Raw genomic sequence first — 24,489 nt, forward strand, 5'->3', positions numbered from 1 at the left:
ATAGGTCCGGAGTCAGCGCTGAAGCGCTAACACCGGTCGACAGGAGACACCATGATTATCGATTGCCACGGTCACTTCACGACCGTTCCCGCTTCGTTCCGCGCGTGGCGCGCGAAGCAGGTTGAATTTGCCAACGACCCCGCCAACGCACCGTCGCTCGACGGCGCACGTGTGAGCGACGACGAAATCCGCGAAGCCATCGGCAACGGTCAACTGAAGCTGCAACGCGAACGCGGCAGCGACCTCACGCTGTTCTCGCCGATCGCTGGCCTGATGAGCCACCACCTCGGCAACGAACGCACCAGCCTCGAATGGGCCCGCGTATCGAACGACCTCGTGCATCGCGTGACCGAACTGTATCCGGACAACTTCGCGCCGGTCTGCCAGTTGCCACAATCGCCGGGCGTCGCGCCTGCGAACAGCGTCGCCGAATTGCGCCGTTGCGTCGAGGAACTGGGCTTCGTCGGCTGCAACCTGAACCCGGACCCGAGCGGCGGCTACTGGACCGGCACGCCGGTGACGGACCGCGAGTGGTATCCGATGTACGAAGCGCTCGTCGACCTCGACGTGCCCGCGATGATCCACGTCGCTGCATCGTGCAACCCGTGTTTCCACGGTACAGGTGCCCATTATCTGAACGCGGACACGTCGGTGTTCATGCAGATTCTGCAATCGGATCTGTTCAAGGATTTCCCGACGCTGCGTCTGGTGATTCCGCACGGCGGCGGCGCAGTGCCTTATCACTGGGGCCGTTATCGCGGCATGTCGCTGGAAATGCGCGACCGTCCGCTCGAAGGTCTGCTGAACAACATCTTCTTCGACTCGTGCGTGTATCACAAGCCGGGTGTGGAACTGCTGACCAAGGTGATTCCGTCGGACAACGTGCTGTTCGGCTCGGAAATGATCGGCGCGGTTCGCGGCAAGGATCCGGCAACGGGTCAGTACTTCGACGACACGAAGCGTTATATCGACGCGTGCGAGGCACTCTCGGAAGAAGATCGCTACAAGATTTTCGAGGGCAATGCACGTCGCGTGTATCCGCGACTCGATGCACGCCTGAAGGCGCAGGGCAGGTAAGCGCGAGCAGCAGCGCCGTGCATCCACAAGAGACAGAGGAACTTATGGCTTCATCAATCGTTGATATTCACCCGCACATCATCTCCGATAACGAAACGCTGTATCCGCCGGCACCGTTGTTTGGCAAGCGTTCGGACTGGTCGCAGGAGCGTCCGAGCACGGTCGAAACATTGATTGCTTCGATGGATGCGGCAGGCGTCGCGAAGGCGGCTGTCGTGCATTCGTCGACCACGTATGGCTTCGACAACAGCTATGTGCTGGACGGTTGCGCGAAATACGCGGACCGCCTGGTAGCCGTAGGTTCGATCGATGTATTGCAGGCGGACGCGCCCAAGCTGATTCGTGACGCGGTCGAACGCGGGCTCGCGGGCCTGCGTCTGTTCACGGGCGGCAGCACGAAAGACTTCGACCCGAGCGAACTCGACGATCCGCGCTCGTTCGCTGCATGGGAATTGTGCGGCGAACTCGGTCTGCCGATGTGCATCCAGACCGGCCCGATCGGCTTGCCGCAAGTGACCGCGCTCGCGAAGCGTTTCCCGAACGTCGCGATCATCCTCGATCACCTGGCTCGTCCGGATGTTCTCGATGGCGCACCGTATGCAAAAGCGCAAAGCCTGTTCGATCTCGCGCCATTCCACAACATCTATTTCAAGCTCACGCCGCGCATTTTCGGCGATGTGAAGAAGGAAAAGGCCAGCGCGGAAACGTTTTTCCCGCGCGTGGTTGAGGCTTTTGGCGCGAAGCGGCTGGCGTGGGGCTCGAACTACCCGACGTCGCCGGGAACGCTTGCCGAAATTCTCGCAACCGCGCAAGCAGGTCTTGCAAGCGTGAGCGAAGAAGATCGCGAATGGATCTTCGGCAAGACAGCATTGCAACTGTATCCGGCTCTGGTTTCGGATGCACTCAGCACGCAAAACAAGGAACTGGCATGAGCGACACCCGCCTCAACAGCATCATTCGCGCCTTCGAATCGGGCGAGACTGCGTACACCGCGTTTTCGAAACTGGACAAGCAGAACGCAATCGAAATGAGCGATGCGCCGTACGACGGCATCGTCTTCGAAATGGAGCACAACCCGTACGACGTGTCCGCTCTCGGCGACGCATTGCAGTACATGCTGAACCGCAAGCAGATCGCCGAGTCCGGTTCGGTGGCTCCGCGTGTGACGCCGATTGCGCGCATCCCCGCGAACGGTGTCGAGATGAATCAGGCGTTTGCGAAGCAGGTGCTCGATCGCGGTGCTTACGGTGTCGTGTGGCCGCACGTCGCGACCGTCGAGCAGGCATATAACGCAGTCGCATCGTGCCGCTATGCACGTCCGAAAAATGCGCCGCTGTACGAACCGAAGGGCGCACGCGGCGACGGTCCCGCAACGGCCGCGCGTTACTGGGGCTTGAGCATGGCCGACTACTACAAGAAGGCCGACGTGTGGCCGCTCGCCCCCGAAGGCGAAATCCTGGTCGGCCTGATGTGCGAGAGCACCGAAGCCATCGACAACCTCGACGATATCCTGTCGAACGTGCCGGGCATCGGCTTCATCCTGATCGGCGAGGGCGACCTCAGCCAGCAACTCGGCCTGCCGCGTCAGTACGAGCATCCCGAAGTGCTCGACGCGATGCGCCAGATCGTCGAGACCTGCCACAAGCACAACGTGGTGGTCGGCAATCCGCACACGACCGCGAAGAATCACGACCGTCTGGTCAAGGAAGGCTACCGCTTCCTGATGTCCGCGCCGCAACGCAGCTATGGCGTGGTCGGTGCAGCACGCGAGCTGGCGGGGTATTAAATGAACGGAGCCGAAAGCCTGGTCCAGACGCTGACAGCGCAGGGCGTCGATATCTGTTTCGCGAATCCCGGCACGTCGGAGATGCACTTCCTGAAGGCGCTGGAGAATCCGGCGATGCGCAGCGTGCTGTGCCTGTTCGAAGGCGTCTGCACGGGCGCAGCGGACGGCTACTACCGGATGAAGGGCACGCCCGCGTCCACGCTGCTGCACCTGGGGCCGGGCCTCGCGAACGGGCTGGCCAACATCCACAATGCGAAGCGTGCATCGTCGGGGATGGTCAACATCGTGGGCGAGCATTCGGCTTCGCATCTGAAGTACGATCCGCCGCTCACGTCCGATATCGAAGGGCTCGCGCGTCCGTTGAGTCACTGGGTGCGTCGTGTGGAGTCGTCGCATACGGTCGCGTGGGATGTGGCCGCTGCGGTGTCGAAGGCGAGCGAACACGTCGGCCAGATCGCGACGCTGATCCTGCCGGGCGATGCATCGTGGCAGGAAGCGGGTGAAGCGGTCGTGCCTTCGCGTTCAATGACGGCACCGAAAGCAAAAGCGCCTGACGTCGCCCGCGTCGAGCACATTGCGAAGGTGCTGCACTCGGGCGAGCCGACGCTGATCGTGCTCGCCGGTCACTCGACCCAAGGCCGTGCAGTCGAACTCGCGGGCAAGCTCAAGGCGGCCACCGGCTGCCGTATCGCGACGCAGTTCTTCAGCGCGCGGATCGAGCGCGGTGCAGGGCGCGTGACGCTCGAACGCATTCCGTATGCGGTCAATCAGGCGGTCGACTATCTGAAGGGCTTCAAACACATCATCACGGTGGAAACCACCGAGCCGATCGCGTTCTTCAGTTATCCGGACAAACCGAGCCTGCTGAAATCGCCGGGTACCAGCGTGCATGAACTGGTCGAAATCGGCGAGGACGGTGTTGCAGGACTGGAGATGCTGGTCGAAGCCGTGGGCGCATCGAACGCGAAAGCCGTGCTTCAGCAACGCGCCGATTCCACGCCGCCGACCGGCGCACTCGGACCCGCCAGCATCGCGCAGGCACTCGCCGCTGCGCTGCCGGAGAACTGCATCCTCGTCGACGAATCGCTGACCACGGGCCGCGAAACGATGGGCCTGACCGTCGGCGCGGCGCCGCACGATCTGATCAACAACATGGGCGGCTCGATCGGCTACGGCACACCGGTTGCCACCGGCGCGGCGCTTGCGTGTCCGGACCGGCGCGTGTTCTGCATGGTCGGCGACGGCAGCGCGATGTACACGATCCAGTCGCTGTGGACCCAGGCGCGCGAGAACCTGAACATCACGACGATCATCTTCGCGAACAACAGCTACGCGATCCTGAAGGCCGAGTACGCGAACATGGGCGCGGGTGCGCCGGGCGAGCGCGCGCTGGCGATGATCGACATCGACCGTCCGCGCATCGACTGGCTCGCGATGGCGAAAAGCATGGGCGTGCCCGCTGTTTCCGTCGATACCGCCGAAGCATTCCACCAGGCCATGGCGAACTCGGTGAACGAGTCGGGCCCGTGCCTGATCGAGGTCAGGCTGTAAATCCAATCAAGCTTAAGGACCCCCATCAATGACAACGAACTTCACCGGCGTGCCGACGCTGCGCACGAACCTGGCCGACTACGCGGTCACGAAAGCGATGAAAGACGGCCGCGTCAGCTCGGATATCGTCAACCTCGACTTCTGCGGCCCGACGCCCGCGCACAACGGCTTCAAGGCGATGGTGCGCGAGAATAAATTCGACGCGGGCGAACTCGCGATCGTCACGTTCCTGCAGGCAAAGGCGTACGGCAAGCCGTACGTGCTGCTGCCGACGCCGATCTCGGGCCGCTTCCAGCATCACTGTGCGGGCTACAACCTCGACTTCGGTCACCTCGATCCGAAAGATATCGAAGGCAGGAAGGTCGGTGTGCGCACGTACACGCAGACCACGGCGCTGTGGATTCGCGGCATTCTGCGTCACGAATACGGCGTCGATCTCGACAAGGTGCAATGGATGACGCTCGGCGACGGTCACCTCGCCGAGTACCGCGATCCGAACAATTGCGAGCGTTTGCCGGCCGGTTCGTCGATCCCGGAGATGATGCTCAAGGGTGAACTGGCCGCTGCGCTGCTCGGCGAAGACATGCCGAAGGACGAGCGCGTGCGCACGCTGGTGCCGAACGCGCAGGCGGCGGCGAAGGACTGGTTCGCGCGCGAAAACGTGGTGCCGATCAATCACATGTTCGTCGTGCACGAAGACGTGTCGAAGCAGCGCCCGGATGTGGTGCGTGAGTTGTACCGGATGGTGGTCGAGAGCCGCAATCTGGCTGAAGGCGTGCCGGCCGTGTTTCCGCCGATCGGGCTTGAAGCGAACCGCAAGGGATTGCAGCTTGCGATTGACTGGGCGCTGGATCAGAAGATCATCGATCGTCGCTTGAGCGTCGACGAGTTGTTCGACGATGTAACCGGCAGCCTCGGGTAATCGCCGATGTCGTGTTGGATGCATCTGTGTTGAATTGAACCGGCCGGATGGCGACGTCGAGTCGCCATCCGGCCGGTACGTCGCATTGAACAATGCGTGCGGGCAGCAAGCTGGCGTCAAATATAAAGAAAATCGACTGGAGATGAAGTAATGGAGACAACGCGACAACAACGGCTGCGCCCCGAGAATCGCTGGGGCATTCTCGTGCTGCTCGCGCTCGGGTTAATGATTTCATTCGTGGATCGCACGAGCATGTCGGCTGCGCTCGCGGATCATCATTTCATCAGCGAATTTACGCTGACACACGTGCAGCGCGGATGGCTAGGCTCAGCCGTGTTCTGGTCGTACGGTTTGCTGCAGCTGCCGATGGGCTGGCTGGTCGATCGCTATGGCGTGAAGTGGCCTTACTCGATCTGTTTCGTGATCTGGTGTCTCGCGGCGGCCGCCACCGGCATGGTCGCGACACTTTCCGCGCTGATTCTCGTGCGTCTTCTGATCGGCGCAGCTGAAGCCGTGGTCGTTCCTGCCACTTACCGTTATCTCGCGAATAATTTCAAGGAGACGCAGAAGGGCACGGCGCTCGGAATCTATTCGATCGGCGGAAAAATGGGACCCGCCCTCGGTGCGCCGATTGCGGCATGGCTGATCGTGTCGAACTCGTGGAAGGTGATGTTTGTCGTCACTGGTCTGGTCGGGTTGATCTGGCTGTTGCCGTGGTTGCTGATGCTGCGCAACGACTTTCCTTCTAAAGCGGAACTGGTAGCGGCGAAACAGCGCGCTGCGTCGGTGCCGCTCGGCAATCTTCTGGCGAGTCCCGTGGTATGGGGCGGCCTTATCACTAACTTCTGCTATAGCTATTTCTCTTTCTACTGCATGACGTGGATGCCCGCTTATCTGGTCGAGCAGCGCGGTCTTTCGTTGAGGCAGTCAGGCTTATATACGTTCTTCAGCTTCATCGGCATCGCAATCGTCGCGGCACTCGCAGGCTTCGCCGCAGACCGGTTGATCGCGCGCGGATACGACGCGGTCGTTGTGCGCAAGTCGTTTATCGTTGCAGGGTTCATTGGCGGCACGACTGTGCTGCTCGGTGCTTATGCACCGTCGCCGCAACTGGCTTTGTTCTGGAATGTCGTGTCGCTGTCGCTGCTCGGTCTCGTGACGGCGAACAATCTGGCGCTCGTCAAACTGACGCTGATCCCGAAGCAGGCGGTCGGATTGAACACGGGCTTGCAGCAGGTGGCGACCAGCCTGGCGGGTGGCGTTTCCGCGAGCCTGTCAGGCTGGCTGCTCCATGTGGGCGGCAGTTACACGTGGCCGATGCTGGCTATTTTCGTATTCCTGCTGCTCGGCGCGACCAGTACGGTGGTGCTGTTGCGGCGTAAATGGGCGCCGAAGGTCAATGACGATGGCTTTGAAAAACAGCCGGGCGAGGTGACGGTATAACGATGCGGGCTGAAAGCCGATAGCGAAGCGTGCGCGGCTCTTCGACGAGGAACCTCAACCCGGATCGGTCCGCAAGTGGATGGCCTGCGGGCGGGACCGCGACCCGGCCGGGATCGAAGAAACTGTCGGTCGGATCGTCGCCCCACGGCGCATCATGCAGCGGCGATAGGCTTCGACCTCCGCCGAGTTCAACCTGGACAGGTGCGAGCATCGCGTCGAGCGATTGAATCGTCGCTTCACCGTGCTTCCAACTCAATGTCCAGCGTTGCATCGTATGCATTTAAGTCTTCCTCTGGCAGCGCATCTGCAACTTCTTTATTCAAAGCGAAACACAAGCGGAAAAAGAAAGCCCGCGCGAATGGCGGGCTAAATCCATATCGAGAAGACATGGAGGAGACGTTCTTTAAACCCTTTCTCATTGCCTGCAAATGTCTTCTTACAGCCATTTAATTTCGTGAGACCGATTCAAAAGATCACACCTATTTGATCTTCGCCGCAGCGGCAACTTTGCGCATCCCATCTTGCGGATCTTCATTCGAGTTCATGAAGTTGGTCACGACATCGGTAATCGCACCTTCGGTTGCGGACGACTGAACATCGCCAAACGCGAACGACGGAAAGAACGAATTGGACTTGATGGTCGCCTGTTCATCTGCGCGTGATTTCTTCGCGCAAGCGTCGAACTTGTCCATTGAAACATCCTGCCTGACCGGAATAGAACCTTTGTAAAGACTGAATTGCTCCTGAAAAGCAGGGGACATGATCGTTTTGGCCAGCGCGAGTTGTCCGGGAGTTGCTTCCTTCTGGCCGTTCTGCTGGAAGAATACGAACGAGTCGACCGTGTACGTAAAGGAGTTCGACGTACCCGGCGCGGCCGCGCACACATAGTCGACGTCGGCTTTCTTGTTCGCATTCGCGAACTCGCCTTTCGCCCAGTCGCCCATAAACTGCATTCCGCCCGATCCGTTGATGACCATCGCGGTGGCGAGATTCCAGTCGCGACCTGTCGAGCCTTTATCGAAGTAACCCTGAATCTTCCGGACAGTCTGGAACACCTGCAACATCTGCGGCGAAGTGAGGGTTTTCTGGTCCAGCTCGATCAAGGCCTTGCGATAGAAATCCGGGCCCTGCGAAAGCACTACCGTTTCCCAGATGGTCATGTCCTGCCAGGGCTGCCCGCCACGCGCGACAGGCGTAATGCCCGCAGCACGGAATTTGTCGGCGAGCGCGAAGAACTCCGGCCACGTGGTGGGCGGTTTGCCGCCGACTTTATCGAGGGCCGCCTTGTTGATCCACAGCCAGTTAATCCGGTGTACGGAGAATGGCGCCGCCACGTAATGACCGTGCGACCTCATGGTCTTGTCGATTTGCGCCGGCAGTTGGGCTTTCCAGTCGGTAGCCGATTTATCTATGTCGACCAGCACACCCTGATCGGCCCAGTCCTGTATCAGCGGCCCCTTGATCTGTGCAGCCGATGGCGCGTTTCCCGACATGACCTGGGTCTTCAGCGCGGTCATCGCAGCCGCGCCCGCGCCTCCGGCCACGGCGAAATCTTTCCACTCGTAGCCCTGTTTATTCATGTCGTCTTTAAGTACCCTGATCGCCTTCGATTCACCGCCCGAAGTCCACCAGTGCAATACAGAAAGCGACTCGGCAGCCGTTGCAATCTGTGCGCCCGCAGCGAGCGCCACAGCGACAATGGCAACTGACATGCGTGTTCTTTTCATTGCTGTCTCCGTTGATTTTGTTTGTGAATCTTCAGACGGGCGCACGCTGGAATAGCGTGCGCAGGTAGGGCTTTTTACAGATCGAATCCGAGTTGAGCTTTACCGAGAGGCGTCAGATCTTCGGCAGTAGCACGGCCCGCAAAGTCGACTTCGAAATGATCGGTCGGGAAATCCGGCGGGCTCTTTCCTTCGAGGAAACCCGGCAACTGGCGCTTCAGATATTCGTCGTTCTTGGCGCACGCGGGCGCGGACGCGATGTACATCACGTTGCTATAGCCTGCACCTCGGTGCGCGTCTTCCACGGCGTGGATCACGTCGCTGTGCCAGAACACCGTGTCGCCAGCCTGCATGTGTGGAATCGACGACAGCGCCTCGAAAAGCGGCGCATGAAACTCCTGCTTGATCGAGAGCGCGCGGCCGGGCATCGCGCCGCACAGGTCGTCGTCGGCGACATCGTCCTGAAGGGCGCGCAACAGGATATACGCCATCGAATTCGCAATCGGCACGAGTTGCAGCGTGCCGTCGCCGGGGCCTTGCGGCGTCAACGCGGTCCAACCCTGGAACGTGCGGAACATCGAGCACACGGCGGGCGACGCAATCTCTTCGACGTCCGGGCGGAACGCGGCATCGAACGGATCGTACTGCCGCCAGTTGCCATCGAACACGTGCCGGTAAACCTGGCGGAAGTTGCCCTCGATCCATCGCTCGACCGAGCCGCCGTCGCAATGCGCGGACAGCCCCAGCGACTCGGAACCGGGCGGCCGCCGACGCATCCGGTCCGCGTAAGCCGGCACGCGCTCCGGGTCGAAATGCACCCGGCCTTCGCTCTCATGACGCCACAACCGGTTCAGAAAGACGCGAGCCGCCGTCAACGATGGTGCCTGACGTGCGAGCACCTGCGGCTTCGACCAGTACACGCCGTAAATCTGCGGCTTGCTCGATGCAAGCTGGCCGAAGTATTTATCTTCGGCGCGGGTTTTCAGGCGCGTATCCAGGTCGTTGCGTTCGACGTACTCCGCGATATCGCGGTCCCATCCTTCCACCAATGAACGGTCGAACACGTTGCGGATCACACACGCGCCGCGCGTCTTGACGAGTTCGATTTGCGCTGCGGTCACACGCTGCTCCGCGATATCGGAAAACTGGATTTCGGGGATCACGTTTTCGCCGCGGCTGCGTTGCGCGGCGATTCTGCTGGCTTCGGCGCGGATCGCTTCATCGACTTGCGCGAAAACCTCGCGGTAGTTCGGAAGCCGCTCGCGAAGTTCCTGTTTGGCCTGCCGGATGGCTGCCGGCAAATCGTCAATTTTGAGTGCCATGGTTGTCTCCTTTTGTGGGTTCTGCCATGTCCGCAGCATAGGCTGGGCGCCTGCACAAAAGTGATACCATCCAGACAATTTCTTTGCGATTCCAGCCATGAAGCCAGCCTACGAACGCGTCGAATTTGGCGACGACTGCTCGGTCAGGGTTTACCACCGGCGTTTGCCGCGTATTCCGTTCGAATGGCATCACCATCCCGAATACGAATTGACGCTGACTTTGAACAGTCACGGCAAGCGCTATATCGGCGATTCGATTGCAGATTATGTCGACGAAGACCTCGTGCTCGTGCCGCCGAATCTTCCGCATACGTGGTCGTCGAACCGCTCGATCGACCCGGCGTCTTCGCAAGTGGCGATCGTGATCTGGTTCGGTGGCGACTGGGCACGGCGTCTCGCGGATGTCTGTCCGGAATACGCGCCGTTGCGTCACCTGTTGCGCAGGGCGGCCTGCGGACTGGCGTTCGACCGGCAGGTAGGCGCGGCGATGCACGAGCAGGTCGACAAACTGTTGTCCAGTGCGCCACGAGAGCGCCTTGCCGCTGCATTGAATGTGCTGTGCATGTTGTCGGATGCACCCGGTGATCCGCTCGCTTCGCCTACCGCGTTCAGCGACCGGAGCGAGGGTCCTTCGGGCCACGAACCGGAGCGTATCAACCGCGTGCTGTCGATGATCGATTTACGCTTCGCCGAGCCGCTGCGTCTGTCCGATCTTTGCGAGGCGGCGAATGTGTCGGAGCGGTCCCTGTCGCGCTACTTCGAGCAGCACATTGGAGAGAGCGTGGGGCGATATATCGCGCGGGTCAGGATCGGGCATGCGTGCCGGATGCTTGCGCATACGTCCACCCCGATCTCAGTCGTGGCAACACGCTCCGGATTTCCTAACGTGGCTAATTTCAATCGCCAGTTCAAGGCGTTAAAGGAACTGACGCCCGCTGCTTACCGCAAGCAGTTTGCAGCGGGCGATATGGCGGAGACCGGTGATGGTCCGCGGATCACTGAACGGTCTCCTTCGTTGCAACGAAATCCGCGACTGCCGAAATCCATTGCGTGATTAAAGTCTGACTGCGTTCAGGTGCTTGCGCGCGTGCTCAGCTCTCCAGCCGGAATACGGCCACCGTGGTGCGCAATCTCGCCGCCTGCTCGTCGAGCGACGCCGCCGCAGCTGCCGCTTCTTCCACCAGCGCCGCGTTCTGTTGCGTCACTTCGTCCATTTGCGACACGGCCCGGTTGACCTGTTCGATGCCCGTGCTCTGTTCGACGGATGCCGCTGCGATCTCGCCCATGATGTCGCTGACGCGCTTGATCGATTGCACGATCTCGCGCATCCGTTCACCGGCCACTGCGACCTGCCCGGTACCGTCATCGACGCGCGCGACCGACGAGCCGATCAGTTCCTTGATGTCTTTGGCCGCCGCCGCGCTGCGTTGCGCCAGTGTGCGCACTTCGCCCGCGACGACTGCGAAACCGCGTCCTTCTTCACCCGCGCGTGCCGCTTCGACGGCTGCGTTCAACGCAAGAATGTTGGTCTGGAAAGCGATCCCTTCGATCACGCTGATGATCTGGCCGATCTTGCGGGACTCGTCCGCGATGCCTTGCATCGTGCCGATCACTTCGTCGACCGCGTTACCGCCGCGCTCGGTCGCGTCCGACGCGAGTACGGCCAGCTGGCTCGCCTGACGCGCGTTTTCGGCGTTCTGCTTCACCGTCGCGGTCAACTGTTCCATGCTCGCCGCCGTTTCTTCGAGCGACGCCGCCTGCTCTTCGGTTCGTTGCGACAGGTCGGTGTTGCCCTGCGCGATTTCGCCGGAGCCGGTTGCGATCGAATCGCTCGAACGCTGGATGCTGTGCACCAGTTCACGTAGCTTCACACGCATCTCGCCGAGCGCATACAGCAAGCTCGAACGGTCCGACGGCGCGAGTTTGATATCGGCGGACAGATTGCCCGCCGCGATCTGCGCGGCAAATGCGGCTGCGTCGGCCGGTTCGCCGCCGAGCGCGCGGGTCACGCTGCGCGTCATGAACCAGGCCATCGCGCCGACCGCAGCGAAAATCGCGATCGCGATCGAGACCAGGGTTTTCGCGAGCTTCCAGTAGGCGGTGTTGATGTCGTCGTAGAAGAAGCCTGTGCCGATCCACCAGCCCCATCCCGGAATCGCCACGACGCCTTGCAACTTGGCTTCGAAAGGGCCGTTCTGAGTGCGTTGGATCAGCACGTCGACCAGCGCGATATGGTTGTTCGCGAGGCCTTGCGTGTAGGCCTGGGTATCGGTCAGATTGCCGTTGGTGGTTTTGTTGCCGCCCGTCTTGGTGCCGATCAGCGCCGGGTTCGGATGGACGAGGTTGATGCTGTCCGTGCTGGTCACCCAGAAGTAGCTCTTGGCACCGGGGACGTTCAGTTCGCTGAGCGCGCTTTTCGCGGCGGCTTGCGCATCGGCGCGGCTCATCTTGCCGCTGGTTTCGAGCGACTGGTAATACAGCGTCAGATGCTCTGCCTTGGTAAGCAGCGTCTGCACCTGACCCTGGCGACTCTCGATCAGAGCACTGTTGAGTTGCGACAACGCGATCGCGGCGATGCAGATCACGCCGGCCAGCGCGGTACTGACGAGAAGAATGAGCTTTGTCGAGACTTTCATTGGGTTCTAGCGCACACGGCGCACGGTTGAAATTTGAACTGTTCGGTACATATATCGGCTCGTTCGACCTGACCTTTAGCGCTCTCTTTTGTATGAGGAAACGGACGGTAAGAATGATTCCCACGGCCATGCATCGTGTGCGTGATCGCGCGACGATCGGACCGCCTGATACGGCGTGAAAAAATCACCGGTACTCGCGCCGACAGCAGAACGCCGCGGCAACAAAAATCTTCGTTCGACCCGTCAACGCGAAATTTTGCTGCTTCATACTTGCGCGAGGACGACCATCGGAGCAACAGAATGCGACGCGTCATCGTGCGGAGATCGCCGGTTCACGGCAAGGGTGTATTTGCAATGCGTCCTCTCGAGGCGGGCGAGCGCGTGTTCGAATACAAAGGGGAAATCACGACGTGGAGAAACGCGGTGCGTCGACACCGGCGCGAGGGCGTCGCCGGCCACACGTTCCTGTTTGGGCTGTCGGATGGACGCGTGATCGACGGTAGCCGCAGTGGCAACAGTGCGCGCTGGCTGAATCACGCGTGTACGCCGAACTGCGAAACCATCGAGGATCGCGGCCGCATTTTCATTCACGCGATCCGGCCGATCGTCGTGGGCGAAGAGTTGTTCATCGACTATCTGCTGGCCATCGACGAAACGGAAGACGAAGAGGCTCGCGCGCAATATGCGTGCGCCTGTGCGTCCGCCCGATGCCGCCGGTCGATGCTGGCGGCTAGCGTGTGAGAGGAACGGGGAAGGGCGGATGCAGCACGCGCATGAGCATGCGAGAACTCGCGTGCATGGCCGCTTGCCCACCAAGCCGCCATGCACGTCTTTCAGTTACTCACTGATAGAAGTTCATCGTGAGCATCGCCGAGCGGCCCGGCGCCCAGGTTGCATAGATCGGATACGCGGTCTGGTAATACTTCCTGTCGAAGATATTGTTCACGTTGAGTTGCAAGTCGATCTTCTTCGACACGCGCCACGTGGCCGATGCGTCGAAACGCGCGTATCCCGGAATCCATTTGCGCGAGGTCGCGGCCACCGATGCGTAAGTCAGGCTCGACACCGTCGCGCCCGCGCCCAACGTGAGTTTGGGCAACACGTCATAGCTGGTCCACAGCGTGAAGTTGTGCTTCGGCACCATGACCATCGGCAAGCCTGATAGAGCCGGGCTCGTCGGGCCCGCATCGGTCGTGATCGCGTCGAGGTACGAGTAGCCGCCGAACACGGCCCACTTGCTGGTCACGTTGCCTGCAAAGCCGAACTCGAAGCCGCGTACGCGCTGCGAGCCCGCATTGATCGTGCCGCCCAAACCGTCGCTCACGCGAGCGTTGGTCTTCTCTGTCTGGAACAGCGCGGTCGTGAGCGACAGACGCTGATCCAGCACATCCCATTTCGCGCCCACTTCGATGTTGTTCGAGCGTTCCGGCGCGAGATCCTTGTTGGTCGTGGTGATCTGGTCGGTTCCGCCGCCGAGGCCCGAGTTCGAGCCGGGCGGATTCGACGATGTGCCATATGACGCATACAGGCTGACCGTGCGGATCGGCTTGAACACCAGGCCGAATTGATAGCTGAACAGGTTCGACGAATTGCTCAGATTGGCGACGCCCGCCTGCTCGGCGGTCACGTCGTAGCGGTCGAAGCGCATGCCCGCGTTGAAGATCCAGCGCTCGGAAAGCTGAACGCTGTCGAACAGGTAGGCGGATGCGATGTTCGTCTGCGTGTGCGTTGCCGGACCCGGGAAGCTTTTGTCGCCGTTCAGCGCGATGCTGCCCGTCCACGGATTGTCCGGATTCCAGCCGCCGAAGAGCGACGTGCAGTTGTAGGCGACCGAGCACGGTCCGCCCGAACGGATGTTGTTGCCCGCCGAATCGCTGACGAGATAGCCCTCGTAGAGATCCTGTTCGTGGCTGAATTCCACGCCGGCTGTCACGGTATGACGCATGCCGTAGAGGTCGAACTTGCCGCTCGCCTCGGTCTGGTTCGCCACGCTATTGGTCGCGTATTTGCCGCTCTTTGCCTGCAGACTCAGGATGTTCGAGGTCGCGCTCGTGAGTTGCGGATTGGTCGCGATGTAGTCGAGCGTTGAGCGGCCGAATACGGTCGTGTTCTTCACCTTCCATGCGTCGTTGATGCGATGTTCGACCTTCACTTCACCCGTGTCGGTCTGGCCGCGCCGGTAATCGCGCGAGTTGAGTCCGAAGAACTGGCCGCGGTCTGTCGCCACCGGCGTGCCGCCCGTCGAGCGGAATGGCGAGCTGAAATCCGGCATGTCATAGGTGTTCAGATGGTAGTAGCTCACCGTGACCGTGGTCGGCGAGTTCAGGCCGAACGCGATCGACGGCGCGACGCCCCAGCGCTTGCTATAGATGTCGGTGCGGCCAGCCTGATCGGCATCGTGGCCCATGACGTTCAGGCGGATCGCGGTGGTGTCGTTGAGTTTCTGATTCCAGTCGACGGTCGCGCGTCGGTAACTATCCGTACCCAGCCCGACGCTGCCGTTGATGAAATTGTCGGCTTGCGGCGCCTTGGTGGTGATGTCGATGCTGCCGCCCACCGAGCCGCGTCCCGCGTACACCGAGTCGGGACCTTTGACGACGCTGATGTTTTCGACGTCGAAGGTCTCGCGGTTTTGCACGCCCGAATCCCGCATGCCGTCGACGAAAATTGAGTTGCGCGATTCGAAGCCGCGGATCACCGGACGATCCGCCGAAGGATTCGCCGCCGCATCGCCGCCGAGGAAGGTGATGCCCGGCACGGTGCGCAGCGCGTCGGTGAAGGTCGAGACGTTCTTTTCCTTGAGCACCTCCTGCGGGATGACCGTGATCGAGCGCGGCGTGTCGATGAGCGGCGAGGTGAATTTGTACGAAGACAGCGATTTCGTCTGCAGGTCCGACGGGGCCGACGAAGTCACTTTCACTGCGGGGAGCGTGGCGTCGGTGGCGGTGCTGCCTGCGTTGCTGGAGGGGGGCGAAGCCGCCGTTGTGGAAGCCGGGGAGGGCGGCGTGGCGGGCGTCGCCTGCGCGTGGACGGCGGTGGTCGCGAAAAATCCGGAGCAATACAAGGCTGTAACGGACGCGATCGTGCGCATCCTGAACTGGGCGGAAGATGTCATGGCGTGTAGTCAGTTTTCGACGGTCCACTGCCTGACAACTCATGACCGTTCGTTAGAGGCGCCAGGCGTGGATTCGGTAATTGCAAATAGTCATGATTCGCATTTGCGGTTATGGATTGTAAAAATCAGAAAGCATGTTGTAAATGCGTGCTGGGGAAACGCAAACAAATTGTTGGAATTTGGTAAACGGGTGGATTGTTAAGGGAACGTTAAGGTTGGGTGTGGTTGTGGATGGTTGCCTGCCTGGGTGGGTTGGCGCGCTAGTCGGCCGTCTGGTGTTGGTCAAAATGGGCATAGCGGTCGCGCACCAGCGCCGGGCCAAAATCCGGGTAGCGCTCGCGAATGATCGTCAGCGCGCGTACTGACAGGCCGTCGTCGAGCTTGCGGTTGCCCGGGCGGCCACGCCTGCCAGATACCACACCAGAGGGGCCATGTTCGCGATACCGGATCACCAGCCGCTCGATCTGGCGAACACTCAGTCCAAGGCGCTCGGCCGCACGGCCGGGCTTCAGCCCCATCTCCACGATCGCCTGAACCATCTTTAGCCGGTCGAATTCGCGCATGTTCAGTGTCACCAGTTCGGTTTGACGCATGCTGGACTCCCGCAGTCTGAGCGCGAGTGTCCAGCATGATGCCAGGTTGCAAAACCCGACATCTGTAAATAGCCAGAACACGACATTAGGGTATAGCCCTTACAGCCTTTATGTTGATAATTTATATTATGTCAAATTAAGACGCAGCCCTGCAGCCCGTCCAGTAATCCCACACCACCTTCAAACTACAATAATCCCAAACCCTCCTTTTCCCATTGCCGATCAACCACTTACCCCAATCCACCACCCACTAGCAGAAACCCCAGACAAACCCGCTAATCCTCCACGCCCCAAGTGCCGTTATCATGCTGGCCAAACCAATACGAAGGAGACAAACGATGCTGAAAAAATGGGCCATTTGCGCCGCGCTTTTTGCCACTGCAGCCGTCGCCTACGCGGACGCAAAATGGGAGGTCGTCAGCCAGAATCCCACCGCGACGTTTTATGTCGACACGGAATCCATCACGCGCACCGGCCAGACGGTGAACGTCTGGACTAAGGCTGTCAACAGCACGCCGCGGATTCAATCCGGTGACCAGATCGCCACTGCCTACGGGCTGGATCACTTCGTCTTCAACTGCGCGGATAAATCCGGCGCGCTCGTGAGTTTCGCCCGGTTCGATCAGACCGGCGCGACCATTCAGTCGCTCGCACGCAAAAAATACGAGATGGAAGCCGTCGCTCCCGACACGCCCATGGCGATCCTCCTGCATCGCGTTTGCCAGTAGCTGCAAAAGTAACGCAGCCAGCCGTTTCGTGAATCGCCAACGCGTTGCTTGCTAAATGCTTTCATCGAAGACGGTTTGTCTGAATCGCCTTGCCTGGGGCGCTGTCAGACCGCTATAATCGGCGCCTCTTCGGGGAGTAGCCGCCTTGGACGAAATGTTCAGGGGCTCGCGTCAACATACTTGGAGCGGTCGTCAGACCGTCCATGGCGCGCGCAGCAATCGCCTGGCAAGACCGATGACTCACACTCCCACCAGCCGGGTCGCGGGAGTGCGTGTCATCGTGATTTGACCGTGCGGCCCGGTTATAACAAACCCCATGCAATCATTCCTCGTATCCACAAGCGTTGTCGGTCTCGCTGAGATCGGCGACAAGACCCAGTTGCTGTCTCTGGTTCTTGCGGCGCGCTATCGCAAACCTATCCCTATCGTGCTCGGCGTGTTCGTCGCGACGCTGATCAATCACGGCTTCTCGGGTGCGCTCGGCGCGTGGCTTGCCAGCATCATCAGGCCGGAAATCATGAACTGGGCCGTGGTGGCGTCTTTCGCGGTCATGGCCGTGTGGATCCTGATTCCGGACAAGCTCGATGATGCCGACGCTCTACCCGTCAAAGATTCAATGGGCGTGTTCGGAACAACGGCAATCACGTTCTTCATCGCGGAAATGGGTGACAAGACCCAGATCGTGACGGTGGCGCTTGCGGCGCGATTCCACGAATTCTTCGGCGTCGTGGCGGGCACGACGCTCGGCATGATGCTGGCGAACGTCCCGGTTATCTATCTTGGCCACAAGTTTGCCGACCGCTTGCCGACCAAAGCGGTTCATATCCTGGCGGCGCTTATTTTCGTGGTACTCGGCGGGCTCGCACTGCGCACGGCGCTGTATCCGGAAACTCACTCGATGTTCTGATCTTCCGGCGTGACGTGACGGCTCCCGTGGATTAGCGGAAGCCGTCACGCAGAACTTGCAGCGCGAGAAAACCGTTTACATCGGCGGAGCGACGCCGTCCTTTTCCACGACCACGCGTTGCGCGACGAAGGTGCCTTGCGACGCGGGCGTGGCGACCACAAACACTTTCTTGCCGGCGGTCAGGTCGGTGCGCGCGGCCGACGTGAACGTGACGATGGGCACATTCGCGGGGACCGTCACCGTGTTGTTGCCGCCCTTGTACGACAGCTTCAGATCGCGGCCGCTGGTGCCCTGAACGACCGTGTCGACGTTCGCGTTGGTCATCGAGCTATTCGGGCCGAGATCCCAGTCATAGTGCCCTTCCCCCGTGCCGCGCGCGGATTCCGGGAACACCACCACTTCGGTCGCCGTCAGCTTGCCGTCAGTGCCAGTCGTCGCGGCCGTGCCGACGAAAGAGCCCTGTTTAATATCGGACAGTTGCATGGCCTTGACGGCGGACACGGTGACCGTCGGCTTGAGGTCGATCGACACGGTGTCGCCGCTGCGGCGGTGCACCTTCAGCACGTCGCCGTCAAGCGAAACGATATCGCCGCGAATGCGCGATGGTTTGACCGCCGGGGTCTGCGCGAGCGCGACGCCGCTAATAGCCAGCGTTACGAGAGTAACGCCGAGATTCAGACGAATAGACATGGATGCTCCGTAAAAAACCGTTGGTTTGACCTGCGACTAAAGAAAAAAGACTGAAGACCGGTGAACCTCAGGAACCGCCGAACCAGTTGTAGCCCTGGTTCTCCCAGTAGCCACCGGGGTATTCGTTCGTCACGCTGATCGCGACGATATGTTTCGGATTCTTGTAGCCGAGTTTCGTCGGCATGCGCAGCTTCATCGGAAAGCCGTACTTCGGTGGCAAAACCTGGCCGTCGTAGGTCAGGGTCAGAAGCGTCTGCGCGTGTAGCGCGGTCGGCATGTCGATACTGGTCGAGTAGTTATCGGCGCAATGAAACGCGACGTAGCGGGCCGTGGTATCGGCGCCAGAGCGTCTGAGAAAATCGGCGAAACGCACGCCTCCCCATTTGCCGATCGCGCTCCACCCTTCTATGCAGATGTGCCGCGTAATCTGACTTTCCTGCGGCAACGCGCGCAATTCTTCGAGCGTCCACACACGCTTTCCATGCGCGAGGCCGTTCACCTCGAGCCGGTATGTCGCGGGATCGACCTCGGGTACATCGTCGATGTCGTAGAACGCGTTGAACGGAAACGGCCGCGTGATCATCGACTCCGGATAGGTCGGCGCCATTTCGTTCGGGTTGAACAGCAGAGCCTGCACGTCGTCATTGAAGAACGACATTTTGCGCAGCATCGTGTTCACCGATTTGTCATTGGACAGGTCGCAACCCGACAGCATCGCAATGCCGCCGAGCGTGAGAATCCGTTTTCCGAGCAGCCTGCGAGCGGGATCTTTCAGTTCGCGGCTCGCATCCTTGATGATGGCTTCGGCGTGAGATGAAAAAATCGCGGCCGGCTTTTTAGCCTGTTTTCTGAACGTCATGGTTACCGTCCGCGAATCATCAGAAGCAGCGAGCGCGGCACCAGCGCGACCATCACGACGTGCAACACGAAGAACGCAACCAGTACGCTCATCGCGACGAAGTGCACGACGCGCGCGTTGTCGTACCCGCCCATCAGCGTGCGCAGCAGCGGGAATTGCACTGACTTCCATACGGCCAGGCCCGACACGATCAGAAGCGCGATATCGACGATCACAACGAGGTAGGCAAACTTCTGCACGGCGTTGTAGCGCGAGAGATCCTGGTGACCGAGCTTGCCGCGCAATGCGGCCAGCAGGTCCGTTACAAGCGACCTGGGACTGACCGGCAGGAGCTTTTTCCGCAGACGCCCGGAGGCGATATTCACGCCGACATAGACGAGGAAATTCGCGACGAGCACCCACATCACCGCGAAATGCCAGAGCAATGCGCCACCGAGCCAGCCTCCGAGCGTGATCGCGGGAGGGAACTGAATGGCCCGGAAGATCGGCGACGCGTTATAAATCTGCCAGCCGCTCGTGACCATCAGCACGACCGCGAGCGCGTTGACCCAGTGCGTGATGCGCACCCAGGCGGGTTGAATCGTTGCGTGACTCAAAGTTGTCTCGTCATGGATGATGTTGCCGGTTGTTTGCACGGCTGTCGTGCTGGATGCCTGATCGGCGAGCGCCGGCTCACCTTGCAATCCAGCCTGTGCCTTATCGACGTAAACACCACCTGGGAGGGATTATTCCGCGACAGATACAGAAATTTTTCTTACGGAACGGTAAGACGTCATGGACGCGTGGGAGATGTGCAGGAGCGTTCGAGCGACGCGCCGAAGGAGATGTAATTCGCGTGGCCGGAAGCGTGGGTGTGGATGGCGAGCAGCCGTGCCGAGCCGATTCAAGGATCGAGCCTTGAGCATCGAGCGCGGCAAATGAATCCAACCTTGCCGTCTCAGTAACGATTGAAGCGGCAACCGCAACCGGGTGCGGGAGCTCCCCCTCAATTCAAATCGGTACCTGCCTACATCGCACCGGCAGCGCCGGCATGTCGGTCCCACGTATCGCGTGACTTGCCGGACGAAATGAAATCGGAGGACTGAAGCGCAACCGTATCGCGACTCGCAGTCGAACGCTTCGCGGCGGCTTTAGCCAGAATGCGACTGACGCATGAATAGAACAATTCGAGTTGTCGTGCGTCTGAGGTGTTTCGCTCCAGCTCGAACACATCTTCGAGCACGCGACGCGAAATATGGAAGCGTTGTAGTCCGCGGGCAATACGAACCGAGAAAACGACGCCATCACTGTTATGTGGCACCGCAGCCCAAATGAGCGCATGGTTACTCATGAAGCCCCCGTGAATCCAGTTCTTCAGATCTAAACCGGTTAATCGATGGTGGCACAGCTCAAAATGGGTGAATACGTTTCAAAATTATGACTTGCCATTTATGCGACATTTTTACAACGGGTTATATTGCGGCGCAGCAAAAATGTTTTAGACTGGAGAACGGGCGCGGTCTGAAGCGCCCCCATGGAAAAAGGACGGGAGAACGGACCATGATCTCTCATGCATCAACGAGCCGGACCGAACCGGAGTTGCATATTTTCGAGCAGGCCGGAGGCTGGCACTGGGGAATCACTGTCCCGCGCGCAATGGGCAGCGGATTCAAGGTGATTGCATACAGCGAACAAACCTTCCCGGCAGAGGACATTGCCCGCATCGACGGAAGTCATGCGCTGGAATCTCTGCAGGTGGCGGCACATACGAACTGACGCGCCGCCCTCGCCTCGACGCTTTAGTCGTCACTCTATCCGCGCCTCAATTCTTGACTTGAGGTGCCCTCACCCACGTTGCGATTGTCGGCCGCTATTCGAATACCGGTTCCGGGCGCAGTTCACGCGTGGCGATCCAGCAAAGGATCGATCCTGTGCAAACCATGATTGCGCCCTTCCAGAAAGCAAATGGGAGCGGCGCATTCAGCAGTTTCGCCGCGAGCACGGACGACAAAACCGGAATCAGATAAGACGCGCCCGCGAGCACTGTCACGTTCCCATGCAGAATTCCGACATTCCACGCGGCGTAACCGAATCCGATCGCTGAGGCCGCAAGGAACAGGTAGATGACCGTGTGTGGACTGAAGTCCATCGCGCCGCCGCCATTGATCGCGTACTTGATCCACAGCGCGGCGGCCGTCAGCATGAAAAACAGCGTCACGCCGTTGCTTCCCTTTGCATGTCGCGCTGTGACGGTGCAATACCCCGCCCAGATTAAAGCGCCGGTAAAGGCCAAGCCGAAGCTCAGCGGATTCGCTTTGACGTTCGCCAGCATTTCCGCAACATCGAAGCCCTGGTCGCCTCCGAGAACCCAGCCAATTCCGATTAAGGAAAGGACAAATCCCGGAAAGATCAAAAGATTCGATCTCTGGCCGTTAAAGAGAATGGCGGCGATCAGCGTGAAAGTCGGCCAGAGATAATTGACCATACCGACTTCGACGGCCTGACGGCCGCTGTCGGCATAGCCGATCGAAAGCGACAGGCAAAGCTCGTACGTGACGAACAGCAGGCTGCCCCAGATCAGATAGGGACGCGGAAATTTTCTCAGATCGGGAAATCCGACCGTAAAGAACAGCATGACGGACGCCACCGTGTAAATCATTGCGGCGCCCGCGGTCGCGCCGAGTCCTTCGCTGACACCGCGCATCAGACCGACGATAGAACTCCATAGGAGCACCGCAACCAGGCCTATCAGCGTGGCCTTTTTTCCTTGGTCCATGGATATTGAAGATATTGAGTTAGTTGTTACGCGTGGCCGGACATGGGGTGTCGGCGATGCTGCGAGATGGAGTGAAAATGAAACGCCGGATTATCCCGCAATCCCGATCGTTTTGACTTCGAGATGTTGGTCGTGCGCGCAGACCGGCGCGTTGCGACTGCCAGCGCACACCGCGCGTTCACACGCATCAGCATCCGCATCCGCACAACTGCCACATTTCTGTATAATTGCGAACGATTCTCAATTGCGTTTGACCCGGCCACGAGTCTCGGACCTCTGAACTATGAAAACCTTTCTGTCCAACGATCTTATCGAGCGCTTCGGCTACGGCATGGCCGTCTACATCTCGGCGAAAATGTCGTCGATGCAGCGAAGCATCGACGCAATCAATGTCGAACGGAACGCGGCCGGTACGTCGCCGCTGAAGAGCATCCATATCGACGAGGTCGTCGGCGTGCTCCGCAGAAAGGGCAAATTGCCGGCCTGAGCCTGGACGGCGCACGGGGCACGTCACACGGGATTATCATGACTCTCCGTCGACGTTTGTCGCGAGGAGTCCACCGTGCCGGTACTGATTCTGGGGCTGCTGATATTCCTTGGCTTGCATTCGATCCGTATCTTCGCGGACGAGTGGCGTAAGGCGCTAATCGCGCGGATCGGAGACAACGGCTGGAAATCGGCCTATTCGGTTCTGTCCATCATCGGCCTCGCGCTGGTCGTGTGGGGATACGGAATGGCGCGGCGCGAACCGGTCGTTCTGTGGACACCGCCGGCCTGGGCACCACACGTCGCAGCAGTCCTCACTCTCGCGGCATTTATTCTCTTTCCGGCTGCCTACGTGCCGGGGAATCACTTCAAGGCGATATTCCGGCATCCGATGGTAGTCAGCGTGATGCCGTGGGCCGTCGCTCATCTGCTCGCGAACGGCACGCTGAACGCCGTCGTGCTGTTCGGCGCGTTTCTCGTTTGGGCGCTGGTCGATTACGCCGCCGCGCGACGGCGCGATCGCGTCGAACATATCGTTTATGCCGCCGGGACTCTCTCACGCGACGTGATTCCGGTGGTAATCGGCGTTGTCGCGTGGTTCGTGTTCGCGTTTTACATCCACGGATGGATGACCGGCGTGAAGCCGCTGGGGTGAAACGCAGCTCATCCATCGCGACGCGCCGCCCTCCCCGTCAACGCGCCGCCGCGACCTGGCCGCCGCCCTACGCTTACGCCGACAACTTCTGCATCTCCGCAAACAGATCGGCCTTCCCTTCAAAGCCGATGCCGGGCAGATCGGGCATCGTGATATAGCCGTTTTCGACCTTCACGCCGTCGGGGAATCCGCCATACGGCTGGAACAGATCGGGATAGGATTCGTTGCCGCCCAGTCCCAGACCCGCCGCGATATTCAGCGACATCTGGTGTCCGCCGTGCGGAATGCAACGGCTCGGCGACCACCCATGCTGACGCAACATGTCGAGCGTCCGCAGATATTCGACCAGACCGTAGCTCAGCGCGCAGTCGAACTGCAGCCAGTCGCGATCCGCGCGCATGCCGCCGTAACGGATCAGATTGCGGGCGTCCTGCATCGAGAACAGGTTTTCGCCGGTTGCCATCGGCTTGTCGTAGTAATTGCGCAGCGTGGCCTGCAATTCGTAGTCGAGCGGATCGCCGGCCTCTTCGTACCAGAACAGATCGTATTGCGAGAGCGCCTTCGCATATTGAATCGCCGTGTCGAGATCGAAGCGGCCGTTCGCATCGACGGCCAGCTTCTGACCGTCGCCGAGCACGCTGAGGATCGAGTCGATGCGGCGCAGATCTTCGTCGAGCGACGCGCCGCCGATCTTCTTCTTCACGACCGTATAGCCGCGATCGATATAGCTGCGCATTTCGTCTTTCAGCTTGCCGTGGTCCTGGCCCGGATAGTAGTAGCCGCCCGCCGCGTACACGAAAATCTTGCGATCGGGCTCGCCGTTGCCATAACGGTCAGCGAGCAGCTGGAACAGCGGCTTGCCTTCGATCTTGGCAACCGCGTCCCACACGGCCATGTCGATCGTGCCGATGGCGACCGAGCGCTCTCCATGACCGCCGGGCTTCTCGTTCGTGAACATGGTCGCCCAGATCTTGTGCGGATCGAGGTTATCGCCTGCGTCGTTGACGAGGCTGGCAGGATCGGCTTCGAGAAGGCGCGGAATGAAGCGCTCGCGCATCAGCTTGCCCTGGCCGTAGCGGCCGTTGGAATTGAAGCCGTAACCGACCACCGGCTTGCCGTCGCGGATCACATCCGTCACCACGGCGACGAGACTCAGCGTCATCTTGCTGAAGTCGATATAGGCATTGCGGATCGGCGAGCTGATCGGAACGGTCTTTTCGCGGATTTCGACGATTCTCAT

Annotated in this window: 25 protein-coding genes and 1 riboswitch; of the genes, 14 read left to right on the top strand and 11 right to left on the bottom strand. The window is 60.2% G+C overall.

From position 1 onward, the window contains the following. The first annotated feature begins 51 nt into the window (after positions 1 to 51). From BLS41_RS21545 to BLS41_RS21570, 6 genes are all read left to right on the top strand, one after another. Entirely contained in the window at positions 52 to 1,077 is a 1,026-nt protein-coding gene (locus tag BLS41_RS21545) for an amidohydrolase family protein (protein ID WP_074768486.1), read from the top strand. 44 nt (positions 1,078 to 1,121) lie between these two features. Then, positions 1,122 to 2,009, top strand: coding sequence for an amidohydrolase family protein (locus BLS41_RS21550; protein ID WP_074768488.1), 888 nt, complete (start codon positions 1,122 to 1,124; stop codon positions 2,007 to 2,009). Then, positions 2,006 to 2,863 (top strand): HpcH/HpaI aldolase family protein, encoded by an 858-nt coding sequence (locus BLS41_RS21555; protein ID WP_074768490.1) that lies wholly within the window; start codon positions 2,006 to 2,008, stop codon positions 2,861 to 2,863. The genes BLS41_RS21550 and BLS41_RS21555 overlap by 4 nt, the downstream gene beginning before the upstream one ends. Next, on the top strand, positions 2,864 to 4,414 hold the full coding sequence (locus tag BLS41_RS21560) for an acetolactate synthase large subunit (RefSeq protein ID WP_074768492.1): 1,551 nt from the start codon (positions 2,864 to 2,866) through the stop codon (positions 4,412 to 4,414). A gap of 28 nt (positions 4,415 to 4,442) precedes the next feature. Beyond that, positions 4,443 to 5,336, top strand: coding sequence for a substrate-binding domain-containing protein (locus BLS41_RS21565; protein ID WP_074768494.1), 894 nt, complete (start codon positions 4,443 to 4,445; stop codon positions 5,334 to 5,336). Positions 5,337 to 5,486: 150 nt separating this feature from the next. Beyond that, positions 5,487 to 6,779 carry an MFS transporter gene (locus BLS41_RS21570; protein WP_074768496.1) on the top strand — a complete coding sequence of 431 codons (1,293 nt, stop codon included), beginning with the start codon at positions 5,487 to 5,489 and terminating at the stop codon, positions 6,777 to 6,779. On the opposite strand, the gene BLS41_RS38545 is transcribed toward BLS41_RS21570, so the two are convergent. The 3 genes from BLS41_RS38545 to BLS41_RS21580 all read right to left on the bottom strand — a co-directional run bounded on the left by BLS41_RS38545 (position 6,733) and on the right by BLS41_RS21580 (position 9,825). Next, entirely contained in the window at positions 6,733 to 7,059 is a 327-nt protein-coding gene (locus BLS41_RS38545; RefSeq protein ID WP_143026337.1) for a hypothetical protein, read from the bottom strand. The genes BLS41_RS21570 and BLS41_RS38545 overlap by 47 nt on opposite strands. Positions 7,060 to 7,258: 199 nt before the next feature. Further along, positions 7,259 to 8,491, bottom strand: a complete 1,233-nt coding sequence (locus BLS41_RS21575; RefSeq protein WP_253189805.1) for an ABC transporter substrate-binding protein — start codon at positions 8,489 to 8,491, stop codon at positions 7,259 to 7,261. An 89-nt stretch (positions 8,492 to 8,580) separates the two neighbouring features. Next, complete coding sequence (locus tag BLS41_RS21580) at positions 8,581 to 9,825, bottom strand: DUF1479 domain-containing protein (RefSeq protein WP_074768500.1); 1,245 nt, start codon at positions 9,823 to 9,825, stop codon at positions 8,581 to 8,583. A gap of 97 nt (positions 9,826 to 9,922) precedes the next feature. On the opposite strand from BLS41_RS21580, the gene BLS41_RS21585 reads away from it, so the two are divergent. Continuing rightward, positions 9,923 to 10,879 (top strand): helix-turn-helix domain-containing protein, encoded by a 957-nt coding sequence (locus BLS41_RS21585; RefSeq protein ID WP_074768502.1) that lies wholly within the window; start codon positions 9,923 to 9,925, stop codon positions 10,877 to 10,879. 37 nt (positions 10,880 to 10,916) lie between these two features. Here BLS41_RS21585 and BLS41_RS21590 read toward each other — a convergent pair whose 3' ends face one another. Beyond that, positions 10,917 to 12,461, bottom strand: coding sequence for a methyl-accepting chemotaxis protein (locus tag BLS41_RS21590; protein WP_074768504.1), 1,545 nt, complete (start codon positions 12,459 to 12,461; stop codon positions 10,917 to 10,919). 300 nt (positions 12,462 to 12,761) lie between these two features. Between BLS41_RS21590 and BLS41_RS21595 the strand changes: the two genes are divergently transcribed. Beyond that, positions 12,762 to 13,202, top strand: coding sequence for an SET domain-containing protein (locus BLS41_RS21595; protein ID WP_074768506.1), 441 nt, complete (start codon positions 12,762 to 12,764; stop codon positions 13,200 to 13,202). A 100-nt stretch (positions 13,203 to 13,302) separates the two neighbouring features. Here the strand turns inward: BLS41_RS21595 and BLS41_RS21600 are convergent, their stop codons facing one another. Next, positions 13,303 to 15,267: a TonB-dependent receptor gene (locus BLS41_RS21600; protein WP_253189726.1), complete on the bottom strand. Its 1,965-nt coding sequence runs from the start codon at positions 15,265 to 15,267 to the stop codon at positions 13,303 to 13,305. 10 nt (positions 15,268 to 15,277) lie between these two features. Between BLS41_RS21600 and BLS41_RS39655 the strand changes: the two genes are divergently transcribed. Next, on the top strand, positions 15,278 to 15,778 hold the full coding sequence (locus BLS41_RS39655; RefSeq protein ID WP_253189727.1) for a hypothetical protein: 501 nt from the start codon (positions 15,278 to 15,280) through the stop codon (positions 15,776 to 15,778). Between the two features lie 58 nt (positions 15,779 to 15,836). On the opposite strand, the gene BLS41_RS21605 is transcribed toward BLS41_RS39655, so the two are convergent. After that, positions 15,837 to 16,169, bottom strand: a complete 333-nt coding sequence (locus tag BLS41_RS21605) for a helix-turn-helix domain-containing protein (RefSeq protein ID WP_366486583.1) — start codon at positions 16,167 to 16,169, stop codon at positions 15,837 to 15,839. A 338-nt stretch (positions 16,170 to 16,507) separates the two neighbouring features. Here BLS41_RS21605 and BLS41_RS21610 point away from each other — a divergent pair, with 338 nt between their 5' ends. Next, positions 16,508 to 16,897 carry a surface-adhesin E family protein gene (locus tag BLS41_RS21610; protein WP_074768510.1) on the top strand — a complete coding sequence of 130 codons (390 nt, stop codon included), beginning with the start codon at positions 16,508 to 16,510 and terminating at the stop codon, positions 16,895 to 16,897. Positions 16,898 to 17,021: 124 nt separating this feature from the next. Next, a riboswitch (yybP-ykoY riboswitch) is annotated at positions 17,022 to 17,201 on the top strand. A gap of 12 nt (positions 17,202 to 17,213) precedes the next feature. After that, positions 17,214 to 17,804 carry a TMEM165/GDT1 family protein gene (locus BLS41_RS21615; protein ID WP_074768512.1) on the top strand — a complete coding sequence of 197 codons (591 nt, stop codon included), beginning with the start codon at positions 17,214 to 17,216 and terminating at the stop codon, positions 17,802 to 17,804. Between the two features lie 75 nt (positions 17,805 to 17,879). On the opposite strand, the gene BLS41_RS21620 is transcribed toward BLS41_RS21615, so the two are convergent. The 3 genes from BLS41_RS21620 to BLS41_RS21630 all read right to left on the bottom strand — a co-directional run bounded on the left by BLS41_RS21620 (position 17,880) and on the right by BLS41_RS21630 (position 19,949). Next, entirely contained in the window at positions 17,880 to 18,494 is a 615-nt protein-coding gene (locus tag BLS41_RS21620) for a hypothetical protein (protein WP_074768514.1), read from the bottom strand. Between the two features lie 67 nt (positions 18,495 to 18,561). Next, positions 18,562 to 19,353 carry a molybdopterin-dependent oxidoreductase gene (locus tag BLS41_RS21625; protein ID WP_074768516.1) on the bottom strand — a complete coding sequence of 264 codons (792 nt, stop codon included), beginning with the start codon at positions 19,351 to 19,353 and terminating at the stop codon, positions 18,562 to 18,564. 2 nt (positions 19,354 to 19,355) lie between these two features. After that, positions 19,356 to 19,949, bottom strand: coding sequence for a cytochrome b/b6 domain-containing protein (locus BLS41_RS21630; RefSeq protein WP_074771098.1), 594 nt, complete (start codon positions 19,947 to 19,949; stop codon positions 19,356 to 19,358). Positions 19,950 to 20,892: 943 nt separating this feature from the next. On the opposite strand from BLS41_RS21630, the gene BLS41_RS21640 reads away from it, so the two are divergent. After that, positions 20,893 to 21,108, top strand: a complete 216-nt coding sequence (locus tag BLS41_RS21640; RefSeq protein WP_074768520.1) for a hypothetical protein — start codon at positions 20,893 to 20,895, stop codon at positions 21,106 to 21,108. 94 nt (positions 21,109 to 21,202) lie between these two features. On the opposite strand, the gene yddG is transcribed toward BLS41_RS21640, so the two are convergent. Further along, positions 21,203 to 22,108, bottom strand: a complete 906-nt coding sequence (gene yddG / locus BLS41_RS21645; protein WP_074768522.1) for an aromatic amino acid DMT transporter YddG — start codon at positions 22,106 to 22,108, stop codon at positions 21,203 to 21,205. Between the two features lie 283 nt (positions 22,109 to 22,391). On the opposite strand from yddG, the gene BLS41_RS21650 reads away from it, so the two are divergent. Together BLS41_RS21650 and BLS41_RS21655 are read left to right on the top strand one after the other, a co-directional pair. Next, on the top strand, positions 22,392 to 22,595 hold the full coding sequence (locus BLS41_RS21650) for a hypothetical protein (RefSeq protein WP_074768524.1): 204 nt from the start codon (positions 22,392 to 22,394) through the stop codon (positions 22,593 to 22,595). Between the two features lie 75 nt (positions 22,596 to 22,670). Beyond that, the gene (locus BLS41_RS21655) at positions 22,671 to 23,249 is read left to right on the top strand and encodes an NnrU family protein (protein ID WP_074768526.1); all 579 of its coding nucleotides are present in this window, start codon (positions 22,671 to 22,673) and stop codon (positions 23,247 to 23,249) included. Positions 23,250 to 23,322: 73 nt separating this feature from the next. Here the strand turns inward: BLS41_RS21655 and BLS41_RS21660 are convergent, their stop codons facing one another. Continuing rightward, complete coding sequence (locus tag BLS41_RS21660; RefSeq protein WP_074768528.1) at positions 23,323 to 24,489, bottom strand: mandelate racemase/muconate lactonizing enzyme family protein; 1,167 nt, start codon at positions 24,487 to 24,489, stop codon at positions 23,323 to 23,325.

Origin of the sequence: Paraburkholderia fungorum (genome assembly GCF_900099835.1) — a bacterium.
In the GTDB taxonomy this organism is placed as follows: domain Bacteria; phylum Pseudomonadota; class Gammaproteobacteria; order Burkholderiales; family Burkholderiaceae; genus Paraburkholderia; species Paraburkholderia fungorum_A.